Origin of the sequence: Streptomonospora nanhaiensis (genome assembly GCF_013410565.1) — a bacterium.
GTDB lineage: Bacteria > Actinomycetota > Actinomycetes > Streptosporangiales > Streptosporangiaceae > Streptomonospora > Streptomonospora nanhaiensis.
On the sequence record NZ_JACCFO010000001.1, the window covers coordinates 3,713,565 to 3,729,115 of the forward strand.

15 protein-coding genes are annotated in these 15,551 nt (G+C 72.9%); 10 read left to right on the forward strand and 5 right to left on the reverse strand.

Going from position 1 to position 15,551, the window contains the following annotated elements; all coding sequences use genetic code 11:
• Nucleotides 1-32 precede the first annotated feature (32 nt).
• On the forward strand, nucleotides 33-1,001 hold the full coding sequence (locus tag HNR12_RS16295; protein WP_179768285.1) for a TIGR03557 family F420-dependent LLM class oxidoreductase: 969 nt from the start codon (nucleotides 33-35) through the stop codon (nucleotides 999-1,001).
• Between the two features lie 37 nt (nucleotides 1,002-1,038).
• Here the strand turns inward: HNR12_RS16295 and HNR12_RS16300 are convergent, their stop codons facing one another.
• On the reverse strand, nucleotides 1,039-1,776 hold the full coding sequence (locus HNR12_RS16300; protein ID WP_179768286.1) for a phosphatase PAP2 family protein: 738 nt from the start codon (nucleotides 1,774-1,776) through the stop codon (nucleotides 1,039-1,041).
• Between the two features lie 667 nt (nucleotides 1,777-2,443).
• Between HNR12_RS16300 and HNR12_RS16305 the strand changes: the two genes are divergently transcribed.
• The 8 genes from HNR12_RS16305 to HNR12_RS28550 all read left to right on the forward strand — a co-directional run bounded on the left by HNR12_RS16305 (nucleotide 2,444) and on the right by HNR12_RS28550 (nucleotide 10,888).
• The gene (locus HNR12_RS16305) at nucleotides 2,444-3,121 is read left to right on the forward strand and encodes a GntR family transcriptional regulator (protein ID WP_179768287.1); all 678 of its coding nucleotides are present in this window, start codon (nucleotides 2,444-2,446) and stop codon (nucleotides 3,119-3,121) included.
• 412 nt (nucleotides 3,122-3,533) lie between these two features.
• Nucleotides 3,534-4,640 (forward strand): pyruvate dehydrogenase (acetyl-transferring) E1 component subunit alpha, encoded by a 1,107-nt coding sequence (gene pdhA / locus HNR12_RS16310; protein ID WP_179768288.1) that lies wholly within the window; start codon nucleotides 3,534-3,536, stop codon nucleotides 4,638-4,640.
• Nucleotides 4,641-4,655: 15 nt separating this feature from the next.
• Entirely contained in the window at nucleotides 4,656-5,654 is a 999-nt protein-coding gene (locus HNR12_RS16315) for an alpha-ketoacid dehydrogenase subunit beta (RefSeq protein ID WP_179768289.1), read from the forward strand.
• A gap of 15 nt (nucleotides 5,655-5,669) precedes the next feature.
• Complete coding sequence (locus HNR12_RS16320) at nucleotides 5,670-6,968, forward strand: dihydrolipoamide acetyltransferase family protein (protein ID WP_179768290.1); 1,299 nt, start codon at nucleotides 5,670-5,672, stop codon at nucleotides 6,966-6,968.
• A 284-nt stretch (nucleotides 6,969-7,252) separates the two neighbouring features.
• Complete coding sequence (locus HNR12_RS16325) at nucleotides 7,253-7,771, forward strand: NUDIX domain-containing protein (protein WP_179768291.1); 519 nt, start codon at nucleotides 7,253-7,255, stop codon at nucleotides 7,769-7,771.
• A gap of 113 nt (nucleotides 7,772-7,884) precedes the next feature.
• Entirely contained in the window at nucleotides 7,885-9,675 is a 1,791-nt protein-coding gene (locus HNR12_RS16330; RefSeq protein WP_179768292.1) for a S9 family peptidase, read from the forward strand.
• 2 nt (nucleotides 9,676-9,677) lie between these two features.
• The gene (locus HNR12_RS16335) at nucleotides 9,678-10,409 is read left to right on the forward strand and encodes a GntR family transcriptional regulator (protein WP_179768293.1); all 732 of its coding nucleotides are present in this window, start codon (nucleotides 9,678-9,680) and stop codon (nucleotides 10,407-10,409) included.
• 59 nt (nucleotides 10,410-10,468) lie between these two features.
• Nucleotides 10,469-10,888, forward strand: coding sequence for a hypothetical protein (locus HNR12_RS28550; RefSeq protein WP_338119774.1), 420 nt, complete (start codon nucleotides 10,469-10,471; stop codon nucleotides 10,886-10,888).
• Between the two features lie 67 nt (nucleotides 10,889-10,955).
• Here HNR12_RS28550 and HNR12_RS16345 read toward each other — a convergent pair whose 3' ends face one another.
• From HNR12_RS16345 to recR, 3 genes are all read right to left on the reverse strand, one after another.
• Nucleotides 10,956-12,017 carry an aspartate-semialdehyde dehydrogenase gene (locus tag HNR12_RS16345; protein WP_179768294.1) on the reverse strand — a complete coding sequence of 354 codons (1,062 nt, stop codon included), beginning with the start codon at nucleotides 12,015-12,017 and terminating at the stop codon, nucleotides 10,956-10,958.
• Nucleotides 12,014-13,285, reverse strand: coding sequence for an aspartate kinase (locus tag HNR12_RS16350; RefSeq protein WP_179768295.1), 1,272 nt, complete (start codon nucleotides 13,283-13,285; stop codon nucleotides 12,014-12,016). The genes HNR12_RS16345 and HNR12_RS16350 overlap by 4 nt, the downstream gene beginning before the upstream one ends.
• Nucleotides 13,286-13,526: 241 nt before the next feature.
• Complete coding sequence (gene recR, locus HNR12_RS16355; RefSeq protein ID WP_179768296.1) at nucleotides 13,527-14,126, reverse strand: recombination mediator RecR; 600 nt, start codon at nucleotides 14,124-14,126, stop codon at nucleotides 13,527-13,529.
• 181 nt (nucleotides 14,127-14,307) lie between these two features.
• Here recR and HNR12_RS16360 point away from each other — a divergent pair, with 181 nt between their 5' ends.
• Entirely contained in the window at nucleotides 14,308-15,039 is a 732-nt protein-coding gene (locus HNR12_RS16360; RefSeq protein ID WP_179768297.1) for a DUF6882 domain-containing protein, read from the forward strand.
• Nucleotides 15,040-15,102: 63 nt separating this feature from the next.
• Here HNR12_RS16360 and HNR12_RS16365 read toward each other — a convergent pair whose 3' ends face one another.
• Complete coding sequence (locus HNR12_RS16365; protein WP_179770658.1) at nucleotides 15,103-15,447, reverse strand: YbaB/EbfC family nucleoid-associated protein; 345 nt, start codon at nucleotides 15,445-15,447, stop codon at nucleotides 15,103-15,105.
• Nucleotides 15,448-15,551: the final 104 nt, after the last annotated feature.

A 15,551-nucleotide genomic window follows, 5' to 3' on the forward strand; every position in this document is an offset into this window, starting at 1 on the left:
CGAGGTCCGCCGCCGCCCCGGGTGGAGGAACCATGTTGATCGGCTACAAGCTGTTCGCTGAGGGGTACTCCCCGCAGGAGATGGTGCGCCAGGCCGAACGCGCCGAGGCCGCCGGGTTCGACTTCGTCGAGATCAGCGACCACTACCACCCCTGGCTCAACGACCACGGGCACTCCGGGTTCGCCTGGTCGATCCTGGCGGCGATCGCCGCGCGCACCGAGCGCATCGGACTCGCCACGGGCGTGACCTGCCCGTTCATCCGCTACCACCCCGCCATCGTGGCCCAGGCCGCCGCCACCACCGCGCTGCTCTCCGAGGGCCGGTTCATCCTGGGCGTGGGCGCGGGCGAGCAGCTCAACGAGCACGTGGTGGGGCGGCCGTGGCCGGCCGCGCGCGAGCGCCACGAGATGCTGCGCGAGGCGCTGGAGATCATCCGGCTGCTGTGGCAGGGCGGCTACCACTCCTACGAGGGGCGCCACCTGCGACTCGTGGACGCCCAGGTCTTCGACCTGCCCGAGGTCCCGCCGCAGATCGCGGTGGCCATCAGCGGGCCGTCCTCGGCCCGGATCGCCGCCGACCTGGGCGACGCCGTCTTCGCCACCGAGCCCAAGCCCGAACTGGTGCGGGCCTACACCGAGGCGGGCGGGAGGGGTCCCCGCTACGCCGAGGTCCCGCTGTCGTGGGCGCCCGACGACGACACCGCCCTGGAATCGGCACACCGGATGTTCCGGTTCGGCGTGACCGGCTGGAAGGTGCAGGCCGAACTGCCCAACGTGGTCAACTTCGAGGCCGCCACCGCGTTCGTGCGCCCCGAGGACCTGCGCTCCTCGTTCGGCTACGGCCCCGACCCCGAGCGCCACGCGGCGGCGGTCCAGCAGTTCGCCGACGCCGGGTTCGACCGGCTCGCGCTGGTCAACGCCGGCCCCGACCCGGACGGGTTCTTCGACTTCCTCGAGAAGGAGCTGAACGAGCGCCTGCGCGCCATCGCCCCGGCGCGGTGAGGCGGGCCGCCCCGCGCGCCGGGCGCGGGCCGGCGCCTCAGTCGCGCCCGGCGGCCTCCGGCGCGCGGTCGGCGCCGTTCCACGGGTTGCGGCCGTACCACGGCCACCAGGTGAAGGTGCGGCCCTGCGGGATCATCTGGTCCAGCCGGATGGTCAGCGCCAGGATGAGGCCGCCGGCGACCATGCCGGTCAGCAGGTCGGTGAACCAGTGGAAGCGCAGGTAGACCGACACCACGGCCTGCAGCACGGCGATGCCCACGATGCAGTAGCCCAGGCGGCGCACGATGTGCGGCCGCGCGGCCTGGTAGCGGACGATCAAAAACAGCACCAGGCCGTAGATGAGGATGGCGTTGGCGCCGTGCCCGGAGGGGAAGGACACCCCGCTGTCGGCGAAGAACGCGGGGTCCTCGGTGCGCGGGTGGCTGCGGGCGAACAGCAGCTTCATCGACGCCACCAGGGACAGCATGCTGAACACGCCGACCGCGCTGAGGATGATCGGCCGCCAGGAGCGGTGCCAGTAGGCGAGCTGGAGCGCGGTGACACCCAGGACCGGCAGCGCCACGAACCGGGAGGCGACCGTGTCGGGCCAGTAGATCAGGAATTCGCGGATCTGGTCCCAGTACGGTCGAGGTGCGTTGTTGATGAAGTTGTCGATAGGGTGGAGCGGGCCGGCCGAGAGCACCGTCATGATGATCAGTGCCACGGCCATGACGATCGCCGTCTTGTCCGAGGCCAGCCCCCATGCGATCTCGCTCACACTGGGCCAGCTCACCATGGGCGACCGCGGACGGCGGCCGGACGCGCGCTCGACGGCGTCCCGGTGCGCGGCGTCCAGCGCGCGCCGGGACCGGAGGACGGGTATCGGAATCCCTGCCCATAGCGGCGGGGTCGACCGGATCCGCAGTGTCTGCATCATGTGCTCAGTGCTGTCTCACGCATCGTGGGCTGGCCTGCGGCACTGTTGTGCGTTGGGGGGGACGGGCTCGCCGCTGGGGTCGGGACGTCGGTAGAGGTGGTCAACGATCGGGGACACGGACAGGTGAGTGCCCCCGCGGCGGGTGGCCGAACCCGCGGGAGTCCACTCCGGGGACAGGCGGTCGGCACCGCCGTCCGGTCGGCCTTGCCGCCGGGGCGGGACGCACCCCTCCACGCTACCGAGTATTTGTGGAACATTTCCGACAGCAGAGCATAGCGTCCCGTCACCCGACGTGGCACTGCCACCCACCCGGGAGAACCCGCCTCACCTGCGGATTTTCCGTTCCGTCAGTGTCCTTGCGGCCACTGTTCATCCCCACGCCGCCCGCCGGTGGGCGTTCCGTTAGCCAAGCTCGACCGTGTCCGGCGGCCGTGTTGCGGTATGGCACTCTTCGTAATGGACACGGCTGAGACCGCCGTGCCGCCCACGCGCCGCGCGCGATTAGCCCCGACCGGAAAGGCCGTCGATGGTCGACCTGCCCGAGTGGCCGGATGATCCCTCCCGCCTGGCCCGCAACCCGCTGCGGGAGCAGATCCGCCGTATGCTCGTCGACGGCCTGCTGTCGGGCCGCTGGCAGCCCGGAGAGCGTATCGTCGAACGCCGGGTCGCGACCGAGTTCAACGTCAGCCAGGCGCCGGTGCGCGAGGCGCTGCGCGAACTGGAGACCCTGCGCCTCATCGAGTCGGTGCCCAACAAGGGCGCGCGGGTGCGCGACTTCGGGGTCGCCGACATGGCCGAGATCTACCCGGTGCGGGCCGGGCTGGAGCTGGTGGCGGCCGAACTCGCCGCGCCCCGCCTGGCCGCCGACCCCCGCCCGCTGGAGCGCGAGGTCGAGGCGCTGCGCCGGGCCACCGCCGACGGCGACGTCGAGGGCCAGATCAAGCACAGCGTGGAGTTCCACCGCGAGATCGTGCGGGCGGCCGAGAACAGTGTGCTGTCGCACACATGGGAGTCGCTGGGGGTGGAGGTGTGGACCCGGCTGTCGGTGCGCTGGCTGAACATGGAGCTGCACGCCAAGGCCGCCGACCACGCGCAGATCACCGACGCGTTCCGCCGCCGCGACCCCGCCGTGGGCGCCATGGTGCGGGCCCACGTGCTCAACTACGTCGAGGCCGCGCTGCAGTCCTACGACCGAACGGGCTGAGCGCCGGCCGCCGGTCGCGTCCGGATCGCGTCCGGATGGCGCCCGTGTCGCGGGCCGCCGGGACCGGTGTCAACGGAGGGCCACCCCCGGCCCGTTTCGCCCGGGACCTCCCCTAAAGTCGTATTGATCGATCATCGATCAGTACGTAGAGTGTGCGCGACGCACATCACACCATACGTGCGTCGAGAGAGCAACGCGAACCGCCCCGGACGTGATGCCCGGCCCCGGCTGGGCAGCATCACTCGCAGGGCGAGCGAGCGCGACAACCGCATACAGCCACTCGCGCGCCCGCCGATTGAGCCCGGCGGCGGCGCACCCGTCCGGGTCGGCGTCGGCCGACGCACCCCGGGCAGCAGGCCCCCGCGCCTACCGGCACGGCACGGGCCACCTCGGCACGTAGAAAGGCACCAGCATGGCTGACACGGCCAAGGCGAAGGGCGGCGGCACCGCCGGGAGCACGGGGGGCCGCCGGCGGAGCCGGAAGGACGACACCTCCTCGCGCTTCGCCGACCAGCAGCCGGACGTGCTCCTCGGCTACTACCGGCAGATGCTGCTCATCCGCCGGTTCGAGGAGCGGACCGGCCAGGCCTACACCCAGGCCCGCATCGGCGGCTACTGCCACCTCAACCTCGGTGAGGAGGCCACGGTCGTCGGGCTGATGAACGCGCTGCAGGAGCGCGACTACCTGTTCACGAACTACCGCGACCACGGGTACGCCATCGGCAAGGGCATGAGCGCCCGCGAGGTGATGGCCGAGCTGTACGGCCGCTCCACCGGCGTGTCCAAGGGCTGGGGCGGTTCCATGCACATGTTCGACACCAAGACCCGCATGCTGGGCGGCTACGGGATCGTCGGCGGGCAGCTGCCGCTGGCCACCGGCGCCGCGCTGGCGGTGTCCTACCGCGGCGGCGACGAGGTCGTCATGTGCCAGATGGGCGACGGCACCACCAACATCGGCGCCTGGCACGAGTCGCTGAACATCGCGGCGCTGTGGAACCTGCCCATCGTCTACGTGGTGATCAACAACTTCACCGGCATGGGCACCACCGTCGAGCGCTCCTCGGCCGAGCCCGACCTCTACAAGCGCGGCTCGGCGTTCCGCATCGAGGGCGAGCGCGTCGACGGCCGCGACGTCCTGGCGGTGCACGAGGCCGCCACCCGCCTGGTCGAGAAGGCGCGCGCCGAGCAGCGCCCCTACCTGCTGGAGGCCACGAGCTACCGGCTCAAGGGCCACTCCGTGGTCGACCCCGCCAAGTACCGCACCCAGGAGCAGGTCGAGGAGGCCCGCGCCAACGACCCGGTGCTGGCGTTCGAGCACGAACTGGAGCAGGCCGGGATCCTCACCGAGGACAGGAAGCAGGAGATCGCCGAGTCCGTCCGCGCGGAGGTCGCCGACGCCGCGGACTTCGCCGAGAACAGCCCCCACCCCGAGGTGTCGACGCTGTTCGACTACACCTACGCCACCCCCGTGGCGAACGAGTCGCGCCGCATGCCCGCCGACCCGGTGTTCGCCGAGTAGACAAGGAGCGGGTACATGTCTGTGATCACCTATCGCCAGGCCCTGCGCGACACCCTGCGCGCCGAGATGCACCGCGACGAGAACGTCATCCTGCTCGGCGAGGAGATCGGCGTCTTCGAGGGGTCCTACAAGATCACCGAAGGGCTGCTGAACGAGTTCGGCGAGCGCCGGGTGCGCGACACCCCCATCGCCGAGGAGGGCTTCGTGGGCGCCGCGGTCGGCGCCGCGATGCTGGGGCTGCGCCCCGTCGTCGAGCTGATGACGATCAACTTCTCCCTCATCGCCATCGACCAGATCATCAACCACGCCGCCAAGATCTACGGCATGTTCGGCGGGCAGAACAGCGTGCCGATGGTCATCCGCACCCCCGGCGGCGGCGGCCAGCAGCTCGGTGCCACGCACTCCCAGAACATCGAGCTGTTCTACGCCTTCGTGCCCGGCCTGAAGGTCCTGGCGCCCAGCACCCCGGCCGAGGCCGCCTCGATGCTGCGCGCCGCCATCCGCGACGACGACCCCGTCCTGCTGCTGGAGAACCTCGGGCTGTACAACACCAAGGGCGAGGTCCCCGACGACGACGAGTCCGTCGCCGAGATCGGCCGGGCCGCCGTCACCCGCGAGGGCAGCGACATCACCCTGATCGGCTACTCCCGCATGGCCGCGCTGGGCACCCAGGTGGCCGAGGCGCTGGCCAAGGAGGACATCAGCGTCGAGGTCGTGGACCTGCGCAGCCTGCGCCCGCTGGACCGGCAGACCATCGTCGACTCCGTGAAGAAGACCGGCTGCGCCGTGGTCGCCGAGGACGACTGGCTGACCTACGGCATCGGCGCCGAGATCGCGGCCTCCATCCAGGAGGGCGCCTTCGACTACCTCGACGCGCCCGTGCGCCGGGTGGCCATGGCCGAGGTGCCGCTGCCCTACGCCAAGCCGCTGGAGAACGCCGCGCTGCCGTCGACCGAGTCGGTCACCACCGCCATCAAGGAGACCCTGAGCGCCGTGGGCAAGCGGGTCGGGTAAGGGGAGAAGCACACGATGAGTGAGATCTACATGCCGCGCCTCTCCGACACCATGGAGGAAGGCGTCATCAGCTCCTGGGTCAAGAACGTCGGCGACAAGGTGGCCTCGGGCGACGTCCTGGTCGAGATCGAGACCGACAAGGCCGTCATGGAGTACGAGGCCTATGAGGACGGCTACCTGGTGAAACAGGCCGTCTCCGAGGGCGACACCGTACCCATCGGCGCGGTCATCGGCTACATCGGCGACAGCCCCGACGCCGCTCCCGAGGAGTCGGGCGGGGGCACCGCCGAGCAGGCGGAGCAGGCCGAGGAGGCCGAGCAGGCTCCGCCGGCCGGCGAGGAGTCCCCCCAGCCCGCCGGTCCCGCGCCCGCCGAGCCCGCCCAGGGCGACGCCCAGCAGGGCACCCGCCCCCGCAGCTCCCCGCTGGCCCGCCGGCTGGCGCGCGAGTACGGCCTGGACATCGAGACCATCACCGGCTCGGGCCCCAAGGGCCGCGTGGTCCGCGCCGACATCGAGGCCGCCGCCAAGCAGCGCCGGGACGGGGCCGCCCCCGCCCGCCAGGAGGCCCCCGCCCAGGCCCCGGCCGCGCCCGCCGCGCGCGGGCAGGAGGCGTTCGACGACGGCCGCGACTCCACCGAGCTGCCGGTGAGCAACGTGCGCAAGGTGATCGCGCGCCGCCTCACCCAGAGCAAGCAGGAGGTGCCGCACTTCTACCTGCGCCGCACGATCGACGCCGAGGCGCTCAAGGCGTTCCGCGCCCAGATCAACGAGCAGTTGGAGAGCACGGGCGTCAAGGTCAGCTTCAACGACCTGATCGTCAAGGCCGCGGCCACCACGCTGCGCGCTCACCCCGAGGTCAACACCTCCTGGGTCGACGACAAGCTGCTCCAGCACGGCCGGATCAACGTCGGCGTGGCGGTGGCCGTGGACGCCGGCCTGCTGGTACCGGTGCTGCACGACGCCGACAAGACCCCGCTGTCGGAGATCGCCACGCGCACCCGCGAACTCGCGGGCAAGGCGCGCGACGGCAAGCTGAAGCCGCAGGAGATGAGCGGCGGCACGTTCAGCGTGAGCAACCTCGGCATGTTCGGCATGGACAGCTTCTCGGCGGTCATCAACCCGCCCGAGGCGGCGATCCTGGCCGTGGGCGCCATGCGCCAGCAGGCCGTGGTGCGCGACGGCGAGATCGTCGCGCGCAACACCATCGCGCTGGAGCTGTCGGTCGACCACCGCGCCGTCGACGGCGCGGTCGGCGCGGCGTTCCTGAAGGACCTCGCCGAGGTCCTGGAGAACCCGATGCGCATCATCCTCTAGCCCCACCCGCACCACCCGGCGGCGCCCGCCCCCACCCGGGGGCCGGGCGCCGCCGCGCGTTGGGGACGGTGCGCGGCGGCATGGGCGCATGGTTCCACGTGAAACCGTTCGCCGGGCTGGGCCCCGGGTGACCGGAACCGCCGTATTCGCTGGTCGGTGGCGTTGGCGCGGCGGATGCGCGACGCTGTTCGTCCGCGTGCTACCGCACCGGCCTCGGCGGCCCCTCCGCCGTTGTCCGTGATGTCCGGTGCGGACGCCCCCGCCGAACCAAGGAGGCACCGCTGATGACTCCCGCATTCACCCACACCGCCGGGGCCGAGCCGCTCCGGGGTGCGGTGGCGATCGTCCCCGGTCCCGCGGGGACGCTCACCTTCGTTCTGCGGCAGCGCGGGGTGTTCGCCGGCCACTGGCTGCTGCCGGGCGGGTGCGTGGAGGCCGAGGAGAGCGCCGAGCAGGCGGCCCGGCGGGAGGCCGCCGAGGAGGCCGGGGTGCGGGCGGGCGCGCTGGTGCCCACCGGGGTCTACGACGTGCGCGGGGTCTCCCCGGAGTCCGGGCCCTACTGGATCCGCACGCACGTCTACCGCGCCCTGCGGCCGTGCCCGGTGGCGCCGGGGTTCTGCACCGACCTCGCCGAGGTGGCCGAGGTCGCGCAGGTGCACTGGCGCGAGGTCCTGCCCCATCCCACGGATATGGTCATCCTCAACGACGCCGGGGCGGCCGACTACGACCCCGACCTGATCCGCCGGCTGCTGGCCGCCGACGGGGTGACGATGACGCCGCTGGACGCCGTGCTGGCGCGCTGAACGCGGTCCGCCGCGCCGCGGCCGCGACCGATCCGCGTCCGATCCCGCGCGTCGCCTTGTCGACTCGTCGATTCACGCCCCTGACCGGGAACTCCGCTGCTTTACTGGAGATCATGGGCGAGCGTTGGCAGGAACGGTTTCGCGCGGGCAGGGTCGGTCTCCCCTCGTGGGCCCGGGAGGCCCCGGACCACTCCCTGTTCCGCAGCGACGTCAGCGGTACCTGGGAGCTGTACGCCTGGGACCGCGCGAGCGGCGAGCGGCGGCAGGTGACCAAGCGCCACCACGGCACCGAGACCGGCGCGATCGATCCCACGGGAGCGTGGGTGTGGTGGTTCGACGACTCCGGCGGCGACGAGTTCGGCGTGTGGCGGCGCCGGCCGTTCACCGGCGGCCCCGACGAACGCGCGTTCCCCGGGCTGGAGCCGTCCTTCATGGGCGGGCTGGCCCTGGGCGCCAGCGGGTCGGCGGTGGTGGGCCGCTCCACCGACCACGGGTTCAGCGCCCACGCCGGGTGGGCGGGCGGCGCGGCCGAGACCGTCTACGCCCACCGCGAGGAGGGCTGGGTCTGCGGGCTCTCCCGCGACGGCTCGCTGATCGCGCTGGCGCACAGCGAGCACGGCGACAGCAGGCACATGGCGGTCCGGGTGCTGCGCGCGCCCGGCACCGCCCCGGGCGCGGGCGACACCGTCGCCGACCTGTGGGACGGCCCCGGCCGCGACCTCACCCCGGTGGGGTTCGCGCCCGCGGGCACGTGCCTGCTGGTCCTGCACGAGCGGCACGGCCGCCGCGAACCCCTTCTGTGGGACCCCCTCACCGGCGACGAGCGCGAGATCCGCCTCGGCCTGGCCGGCGAGGTCTGGGCCGACTGGACCCCCGCGGGCGCGCTGCTGGTCACCGAGGAGGCGCGGGGCCGCACCGCGCTGTACCGCTACGACCTCGGCACCGAGTCCCTGACCCGGCTGGACGTCCCCGAGGGCGTGGTCTCAGCCGCCGCCGAGCGGCCCGACGGCACGGTGGAGTACGCGTGGTCGAGCGCGGCCCACCCGCCGGTCGTGCGCGACACCTCGGGCTCGGTCGTCCTGCGCGCCGACGGCCCGCAGGCGCCGCCCTCGGTGCCCGCCGAGGACGCCTTCGTCGAGGGCCCGGGCGGCACGGTGCACGCCCTCGTCTCGCGGCCCGCGACCGGCACGGCCCCCTATCCCACGGTGTTCTGCCTGCACGGCGGCCCCCAGGTGCAGGACCGCGACTCCTTCGACCCCGCCGTGGCGGCCTGGGTCGACCACGGCTTCGCGGTGGTGCGGGTCAACTACCGCGGCTCCACCGGCTACGGCGCCGCCTGGCGCGACGCCCTGGAGGGCCGGGTGGGCCTCACCGAACTGGAGGACGTCACGGCCGTCCGCGACTGGGCCGTCACCACCGGCCTGGCCGACCCCGACCGCCTCGTCGTCGAGGGCGGCTCCTGGGGCGGCTACCTCGCGCTGCTCGCGCTGGGCCGCCACCCCCACGACTGGAGCGCCGGGATCGCCGCGGTGCCCATCGCCGACTACGCCACCGCCTACGCCGACGAGATGGAGGCGCTGCGCTCGTTCGACCGCGCCCTGTTCGGCGGCGCGCCCGACCAGGTCCCCGACCGCTACCGCCGCTCCTCCCCCATCACCTACGCGGCGGCGCTGCGCGCACCGGTGCTGGTCCTGGCCGGCGAGAACGATCCCCGCTGCCCGATCCGCCAGGTCGACACCTACCTCGACCGGCTGGCGGCACTCGGCAAGGAGCACGAGGTGTACCGATTCGACGCGGGCCACGGATCCTTCGTGGTCGACGAGCGCATCCGCCAGATGGCCGCCGAACTCGACTTCGCGCTGAGAGTCACCGCAGGGGAGGGCGCGGCAGCGGGAGCGTCGTAGCCATGGACGGGCGACCCCGCTACCTGTGGGTGGCCGACCGGCTGCGCCGGCCCATCCTCAACGGCGAACTCGAGCCCGGGACCCGGCTGCCGTCGCGCTCCCGGCTGGCCCGCACCTACGACGTCAGCGAGCAGGTGTCCCGGCACGCGCTGCGGCTCCTGGTCAGCGAGGGGCTGGTCGAGGCCCGCCCCGGCTCCGGCTACTACGTCCGCCCCGTCCCCCAGATCCACCGGTTCTCCCGCACCGACCGCACCTCCGGCTCGGGTGTGGACCCGCTGGAGCGCTCCGACCTGGGCACCCAGACCGACGCGGTGTGCGGGGCGGTGGCCCGCCGGCTGGGCGTGCGCGACGGCGAGCGGGTGTTCCGCACCCGCTGCCTGGGCCTGTCCGACGGCGCGCCGGTGGCGCTGCACACCGCGTGGGAACCGGCGGCGCTGACCCAGGGCACCCTGCGCACCCCCGCCGACTCCGAGCCCGGCACCAGCGTGCTGCAGCGGTTGGGCGCCGCCGGGGTCATCATCGACCGCGTGGTCGAGGAGGTCGGCGTGCGCCCGCTGCGCGAACCGGAGTCCAGCCTGCTGCACCTGGCGCCGGGGCTGCCGGTGCTGGTGGTGGAGCGCACCCACTACAGCGGGCGGCGCCCGGTCGAGACCTCCGACCTGGTGGGCTCGGTCGACCACTGCCGACTGCTCTACCGGCTCAGCCTGGCGCGCGCGCCCAAGAAGCCCCGATAGCGGCCGGGGCAGGCGGAACCCGCTTGCCCCCGGCCGGTCCGGCTGCGACCCTGGCAGACGTGTGCGAACGTTCCATGGTGCTGGGGCTGCATTACGTGTGCCCGCCCTGCCGCTTCGCGGTCAAGCGGCGGGCCTGGGCCGTGCGCCCCGACGGCACCACCGATTGCCCCCGCTGCGGGCGCGCCATGCTCAACGCCGGGCAGGACCTTGAGGTCCCCCGCGCCACCGACCACGAGGGCTGGCGGGTGCTGACCCTGCTGCTGGAGGCCGGAGTGACCTTCCGCTCCTCCTGCTGCGGCGGCCCCGGGTGGCGCCCCCGCACGCTGCGGGAGGTCCGGGAGCGGCTGGCGGCGGCCGAACGCACCGGCGTGCCCCCGGCCAAGGCGCTGACCACGCGCGACGTCGACGCGATCGGCGCGCTGGCGCGCCCGGCGTCCCCGTCGGCCCCCGCCACCCCGCGCGCGCCCGCGCGGCGCTGAGGCCCATGCGAAAGGCGGCCGTCCGGCCCGCGGGTGCGGGCCGGACGGCCGCCGGGAGCCGGGACGGCTAGGAGCGGGTGAACTCCGCGGCCACCAGTTCGGCGATCTGGGCGGTGTTCAGCGCGGCGCCCTTGCGCAGGTTGTCGCCGCACAGGAACAGGTCCAGCGACCGCGGGTCGTCGATGGACCGGCGGATCCGGCCCACCCACGTGGGGTCGGTGCCCACGACGTCGGCCGGGGTGGGGAACTCCCCGCGCGCGGGGTCGTCCTGGACCACCACGCCCGGCGCCGACGCCAGCAGCTCGCGGGCGGCCTGGGCGTCGACCTCCTCGGCGAAGGTGGCGTGCACCGCCAGGGAGTGGGTGGTGACCACCGGCACGCGCACGCACGTGGCGGCGACCCGGAGGTCGGGCAGGCCGAGGATCTTGCGGGACTCGTTGCGGACCTTCAGCTCCTCGGAGGCGTAGCCGTCCTCCTTCAGCGAGCCCGCCCACGGCACGACGTTCATGGCCAGCGGCGCGGGGAACGGCCCGAGTTCGCCCACGGCGGCGCGGACGTCGCCGGCCCGGCTGCCCAGGGTGCGGTCGCCGGCGGCCTTCTCGATCTGGTCGCGCAGGGTGTCGATGCCCTCCTGGCCGGCGCCCGAGGCGGCCTGGTAGGAGGCCACCACGAGGTCGGTGAGGCCGTAGGCGCGGTGCAGCGCCCCGATGGCCACGATCATCGACAGGGTGGTGCAGTTGGGGTTGCTGATGATGCCGCGCGGGCGGTTGCGCGCCTGGTCGGCGTTGACCTCGGGCACCACGAGCGGGACGTCGGGCTCCATGCGGAACGCGCCGGAGTTGTCCACGGCCACCGCGCCGCGCGCGGCGGCGACGGGCGCCCACTCCTTGGAGACCTCGTCGGGGACGTCGAACATGGCGACGTCGACACCGTCGAAGACCTCCGGTGCCAGGGCCTGGACCTCGATCTCCTCGCCGCGGACGGTCAGCCGCTTGCCGGCCGAGCGCGGCGAGGCCACCAGCCGGATCTCGCCCCAGACGTTCTCGCGGGTGGAGAGGATGTCGAGCATGACGGTGCCGACGGCGCCGGTGGCGCCCACGACGGCCAGGGTGGGAAGGCGTTCGCTCATCGTCCGGTACCTCCGTACACGACCGCCTCGACCTGGGCGGCGTCCAGCTGGAACTCGGTGTGGGCCGCGGCGACCGCGGTGTCGATCTGGTCCTGCTCCACGACGACCGAGATGCGGATCTCGGACGTGGAGATCATCTCGATGTTGGTGCCCGACCGGGCGAGCGCGTCGAAGAACCGCGCGGTGACACCGGGGTAGGAGCGCATGCCCGCGCCCACCAGCGAGACCTTGCCGATCTGGTCGTCGTAGCGCAGCGCCTCGAAGCCGACCTCGTCCTGGATCTTCTTCAGCGCGGCCAGCGCGGTCTGGCCGGCGTCCATGGGGACCGTGAAGGAGATGTCGGTGCGCGAGGTGGAGGCCGCCGACACGTTCTGCACGATCATGTCGATGTTGATCTCGGCGTCGGCCAGCGCCGCGAAGATCGCCGCCGCCTCGCCGACCTTGTCGGGGACGCCCACGACCGTGATCTTGGCCTCGCTCCGGTCGTGCGCGACTCCGGAGATGATCGGTTGTTCCATGCCTTCGGCTTCCTCAACTTCCGAGACGACCCAGGTTCCGGGCTTCTGACTGAACGACGAGCGGACATGCAGCGGGATTCCGTAGCGCCGCGCGTACTCCACGCAGCGCAGGTGCAGGATCTTGGTGCCGCTGGCGGCCATCTCCAGCATCTCCTCGTAGGAGATCTTGGGGATGCGCCGGGCGGTGGGCACGATCCGCGGGTCGGCGGTGAACACGCCGTCGACGTCGCTGTAGATCTCGCAGGCGTCGGCGTTCAGCGCCGCGGCGAGGGCGACGGCGGTGGTGTCGGAGCCGCCTCGGCCCAGGGTCGTGATGTCCTTGCTGTCCTGGGAGACGCCCTGGAAGCCGGCGACGATGCAGATGGAGCCCTCGTCGAGCGCCTCCTGGATGCGTCCGGGCGTGACGTCGATGATCTTGGCGTTGCCGTGGAGCGACGTGGTGATCACTCCGGCCTGCGAACCGGTGAACGAGCGGGCCTCGTAGCCGAGGTTGCCGATGGCCATGGCGACCAGCGCCATGGAGATCCGCTCGCCCGAGGTGAGCAGCATGTCGAGTTCGCGGCCGGGCGGCAGCGGCGAGACCTGCTCGGCGAGGTCGAGGAGTTCGTCGGTGGTGTCGCCCATGGCCGAGACCACGACGACCACGTCGTAACCCGCCTTTTTCTGAGCGACGATCCGTTGGGCCACTCGCTTGATGGCCTCCGCGTCTGCGACGGAAGACCCACCGTACTTCTGCACGATCAGAGCCACGGTCGTTGCTCCTGAGGGGTTGGGATCACGGTAATCAATCAGGAAGTGTAGTCAGCGGAACGGTCGGTATGCCGTCTCACCTGCGGCGCTGCGCCGCCGAGGGCGAGGGCGAGGCCGGCACCGAGGCGGGGGTGTACCCCGAACGCGGCGGAGTACTCCCCCCGGACGCGAACTCGCGGCGCCGCCTGCGGCGACGGCGGGGCCGAAGAGCCGCCGGCCGGGCGTATCGGCGTGTCGGGAGCTAGAACTCCAGACTGCGGCGCCCCTCGAAGGCGCGGCCCAGGGTGACCTCGTCGGCGTACTCCAGGTCGCCGCCCACGGGCAGGCCGCTCGCCAGCCGGGTGACTTTCAGCCCCATGGGTTTGACCAGGCGCGCGAGGTAGGTGGCGGTGGCCTCCCCCTCAAGGTTGGGGTCGGTCGCCAGGATCAGCTCGGTGATCTGGCCGTCGGCGAGCCGGGTCATCAGCTCCTTGATGCGGAGGTCGTCGGGGCCGACGCCCTCGATCGGGCTGATGGCGCCGCCGAGCACGTGGTAGCGGCCGCGGAACTCGCGGGTGCGCTCGATGGCGACCACGTCCTTGGACTCCTCCACCACGCAGATGACGGCGGCGTCGCGGCGGGGGTCGCGGCAGATGCGGCACTCGCTCTCCTCGGCGACGTTGCCGCACACCGAGCAGAACCGCACCCGCTCCTTGACCTCGATCAGCGCGTTGGCCAGCCGCTTGACGTCGGCGGTCTCGGCGGCGAGCAGGTGGAAGGCGATGCGCTGGGCACTCTTGGGGCCGACGCCGGGCAACCGCCCCAACTCGTCGATCAGGTTCTGGACCGCGCCCTCGTACATCGCCCACCCGTGTGTGTCCGCAACTGCCTACCACCGTAGCCGAGACGGCGGCGCGGTGGCGCCACCCGGGCCGCGGTATCGGGACGGCCCGCCCCGGATTCGACGGCGCGCCGCGGGATCCGGACGGCGCCGCGCGGCGTCGGAACACACGTCAGACGGCGACAGAAGGGACCCGGCCACCATGACCGAGCCGACGCAGGACCAGCCCCCGCAGGAACCGCGGCGGTGGTTCAGCCCCGCCATGGAGCGGGCCGGCGCCGCCTACTCCGCCTGGGCGGCCGAGCAGACGGAGACGTACAACACCCACCACCCCACGGGCGACTGGCACGTCGACGTCGAGGCGAGCACGTTCCGCCAGGGCGACAAGACCGTGCGCGTGGCGCCGCTGGGGACGTTCGGCACCGACGGCAGCTGGGTGTGGGCGTGGGCCAACCCGCACATGCACCCGCCGGGCTCGCCGCGGCTGGCGGCGTCGATCGCGCTGCGGGAGTTCGGCCAGCAGTACGACATCCCCGAACTGGTGACGCCCCGGCTGGAGTGCGGCGACTTCGCCGACCCGCGCATGGCCGCCGAGCGGCTGTGCCTGGCGGCCACGGGCACGCTGTCGGGCTACGGCTACGCCAGCGTGACCGCCAACACCGGCGCGCGGTTCGCGATGATGGTGGTGGACGACGTGATCCCGCGCGCGGAGTTCGACCTGGTCACGCTGCCCCGCCGGATCATGCAGGGCATCGAGATCTTCCCCTTCGACCAGCCCGGGACCGTGCACGGCTACCTGGCGCGGCACGGGTTCACCGTGGAGCGCACGGGCGAGCAGGCGCTGCGGGGCGTGCGGCCGGAGTGCACGGTGACCGCGGAGTTCAACGAGCACCGCGCCCTGGCGCACCTGTCGGTGCAGAACACCCCGAGCTGACCGCGCCGGCGGGGCCCGCGGGCGGGGGGCCGGGCCCGCCCGCGCCCGCGGGCGGGGCCGGAGCTAGAAGCCCGGGAGGCCCGGCATGCCGCCGGGCATGCCGCCGCCGAGGCCCTCGGCCAGCGGGCCCATCTTCTCCTGCTGGAGCTCCTCGACCGAGGACTCGGCGTCGCGGATGGCGGCCAGCACGAGGTCGGCGACCGTCTGCGCGGTGTCCTCGGGGTCGGCGGGGTCGATCGCGCGGGGGTCGATGACGATCTCCTCGACCGCGCCGCGGCCGTTGACGGTGACCTTGACCAGACCGCCGCCGGAGGTGCCCTCGACCTGGGCTTCGTCGAGCTGCTGCTGGGCCTCCATGAGCTGCTGCTGCATCTGCTGGGCCTGCTGCAGCAGGGCCTGCATGTCCATTCCGCCGCCAGGGTTCACTGCGATTCTCCTTGCCTGCGTGTCCGTCCCTGCGAGCGTATCCGCTCGCGGCGGAGGCGGCCGCGCGCGTCCACAGCCGAAGAACG

Excerpts from the sequence above, each read along its gene's own strand:
- HNR12_RS16315 (WP_179768289.1), top strand. The coding sequence starts at position 4,656 with ATGTCTGTGATCACCTATCGCCAGGCCCTGCGCGACACCCTGCGCGCC.
- pdhA (WP_179768288.1), top strand. The coding sequence starts at position 3,534 with ATGGCTGACACGGCCAAGGCGAAGGGCGGCGGCACCGCCGGGAGCACG.
- recR (WP_179768296.1), bottom strand. The coding sequence starts at position 14,126 with ATGTACGAGGGCGCGGTCCAGAACCTGATCGACGAGTTGGGGCGGTTG.
- HNR12_RS16320 (WP_179768290.1), top strand. The coding sequence starts at position 5,670 with ATGAGTGAGATCTACATGCCGCGCCTCTCCGACACCATGGAGGAAGGC.
- HNR12_RS16345 (WP_179768294.1), bottom strand. The coding sequence starts at position 12,017 with ATGAGCGAACGCCTTCCCACCCTGGCCGTCGTGGGCGCCACCGGCGCC.
- HNR12_RS16300 (WP_179768286.1), bottom strand. The coding sequence starts at position 1,776 with ATGGTGAGCTGGCCCAGTGTGAGCGAGATCGCATGGGGGCTGGCCTCG.
- HNR12_RS16305 (WP_179768287.1), top strand. The coding sequence starts at position 2,444 with ATGGTCGACCTGCCCGAGTGGCCGGATGATCCCTCCCGCCTGGCCCGC.
- HNR12_RS16330 (WP_179768292.1), top strand. The coding sequence starts at position 7,885 with ATGGGCGAGCGTTGGCAGGAACGGTTTCGCGCGGGCAGGGTCGGTCTC.
- HNR12_RS16325 (WP_179768291.1), top strand. The coding sequence starts at position 7,253 with ATGACTCCCGCATTCACCCACACCGCCGGGGCCGAGCCGCTCCGGGGT.
- HNR12_RS16360 (WP_179768297.1), top strand. The coding sequence starts at position 14,308 with ATGACCGAGCCGACGCAGGACCAGCCCCCGCAGGAACCGCGGCGGTGG.
- HNR12_RS16365 (WP_179770658.1), bottom strand. The coding sequence starts at position 15,447 with ATGGACATGCAGGCCCTGCTGCAGCAGGCCCAGCAGATGCAGCAGCAG.
- HNR12_RS16335 (WP_179768293.1), top strand. The coding sequence starts at position 9,678 with ATGGACGGGCGACCCCGCTACCTGTGGGTGGCCGACCGGCTGCGCCGG.
- HNR12_RS16295 (WP_179768285.1), top strand. The coding sequence starts at position 33 with ATGTTGATCGGCTACAAGCTGTTCGCTGAGGGGTACTCCCCGCAGGAG.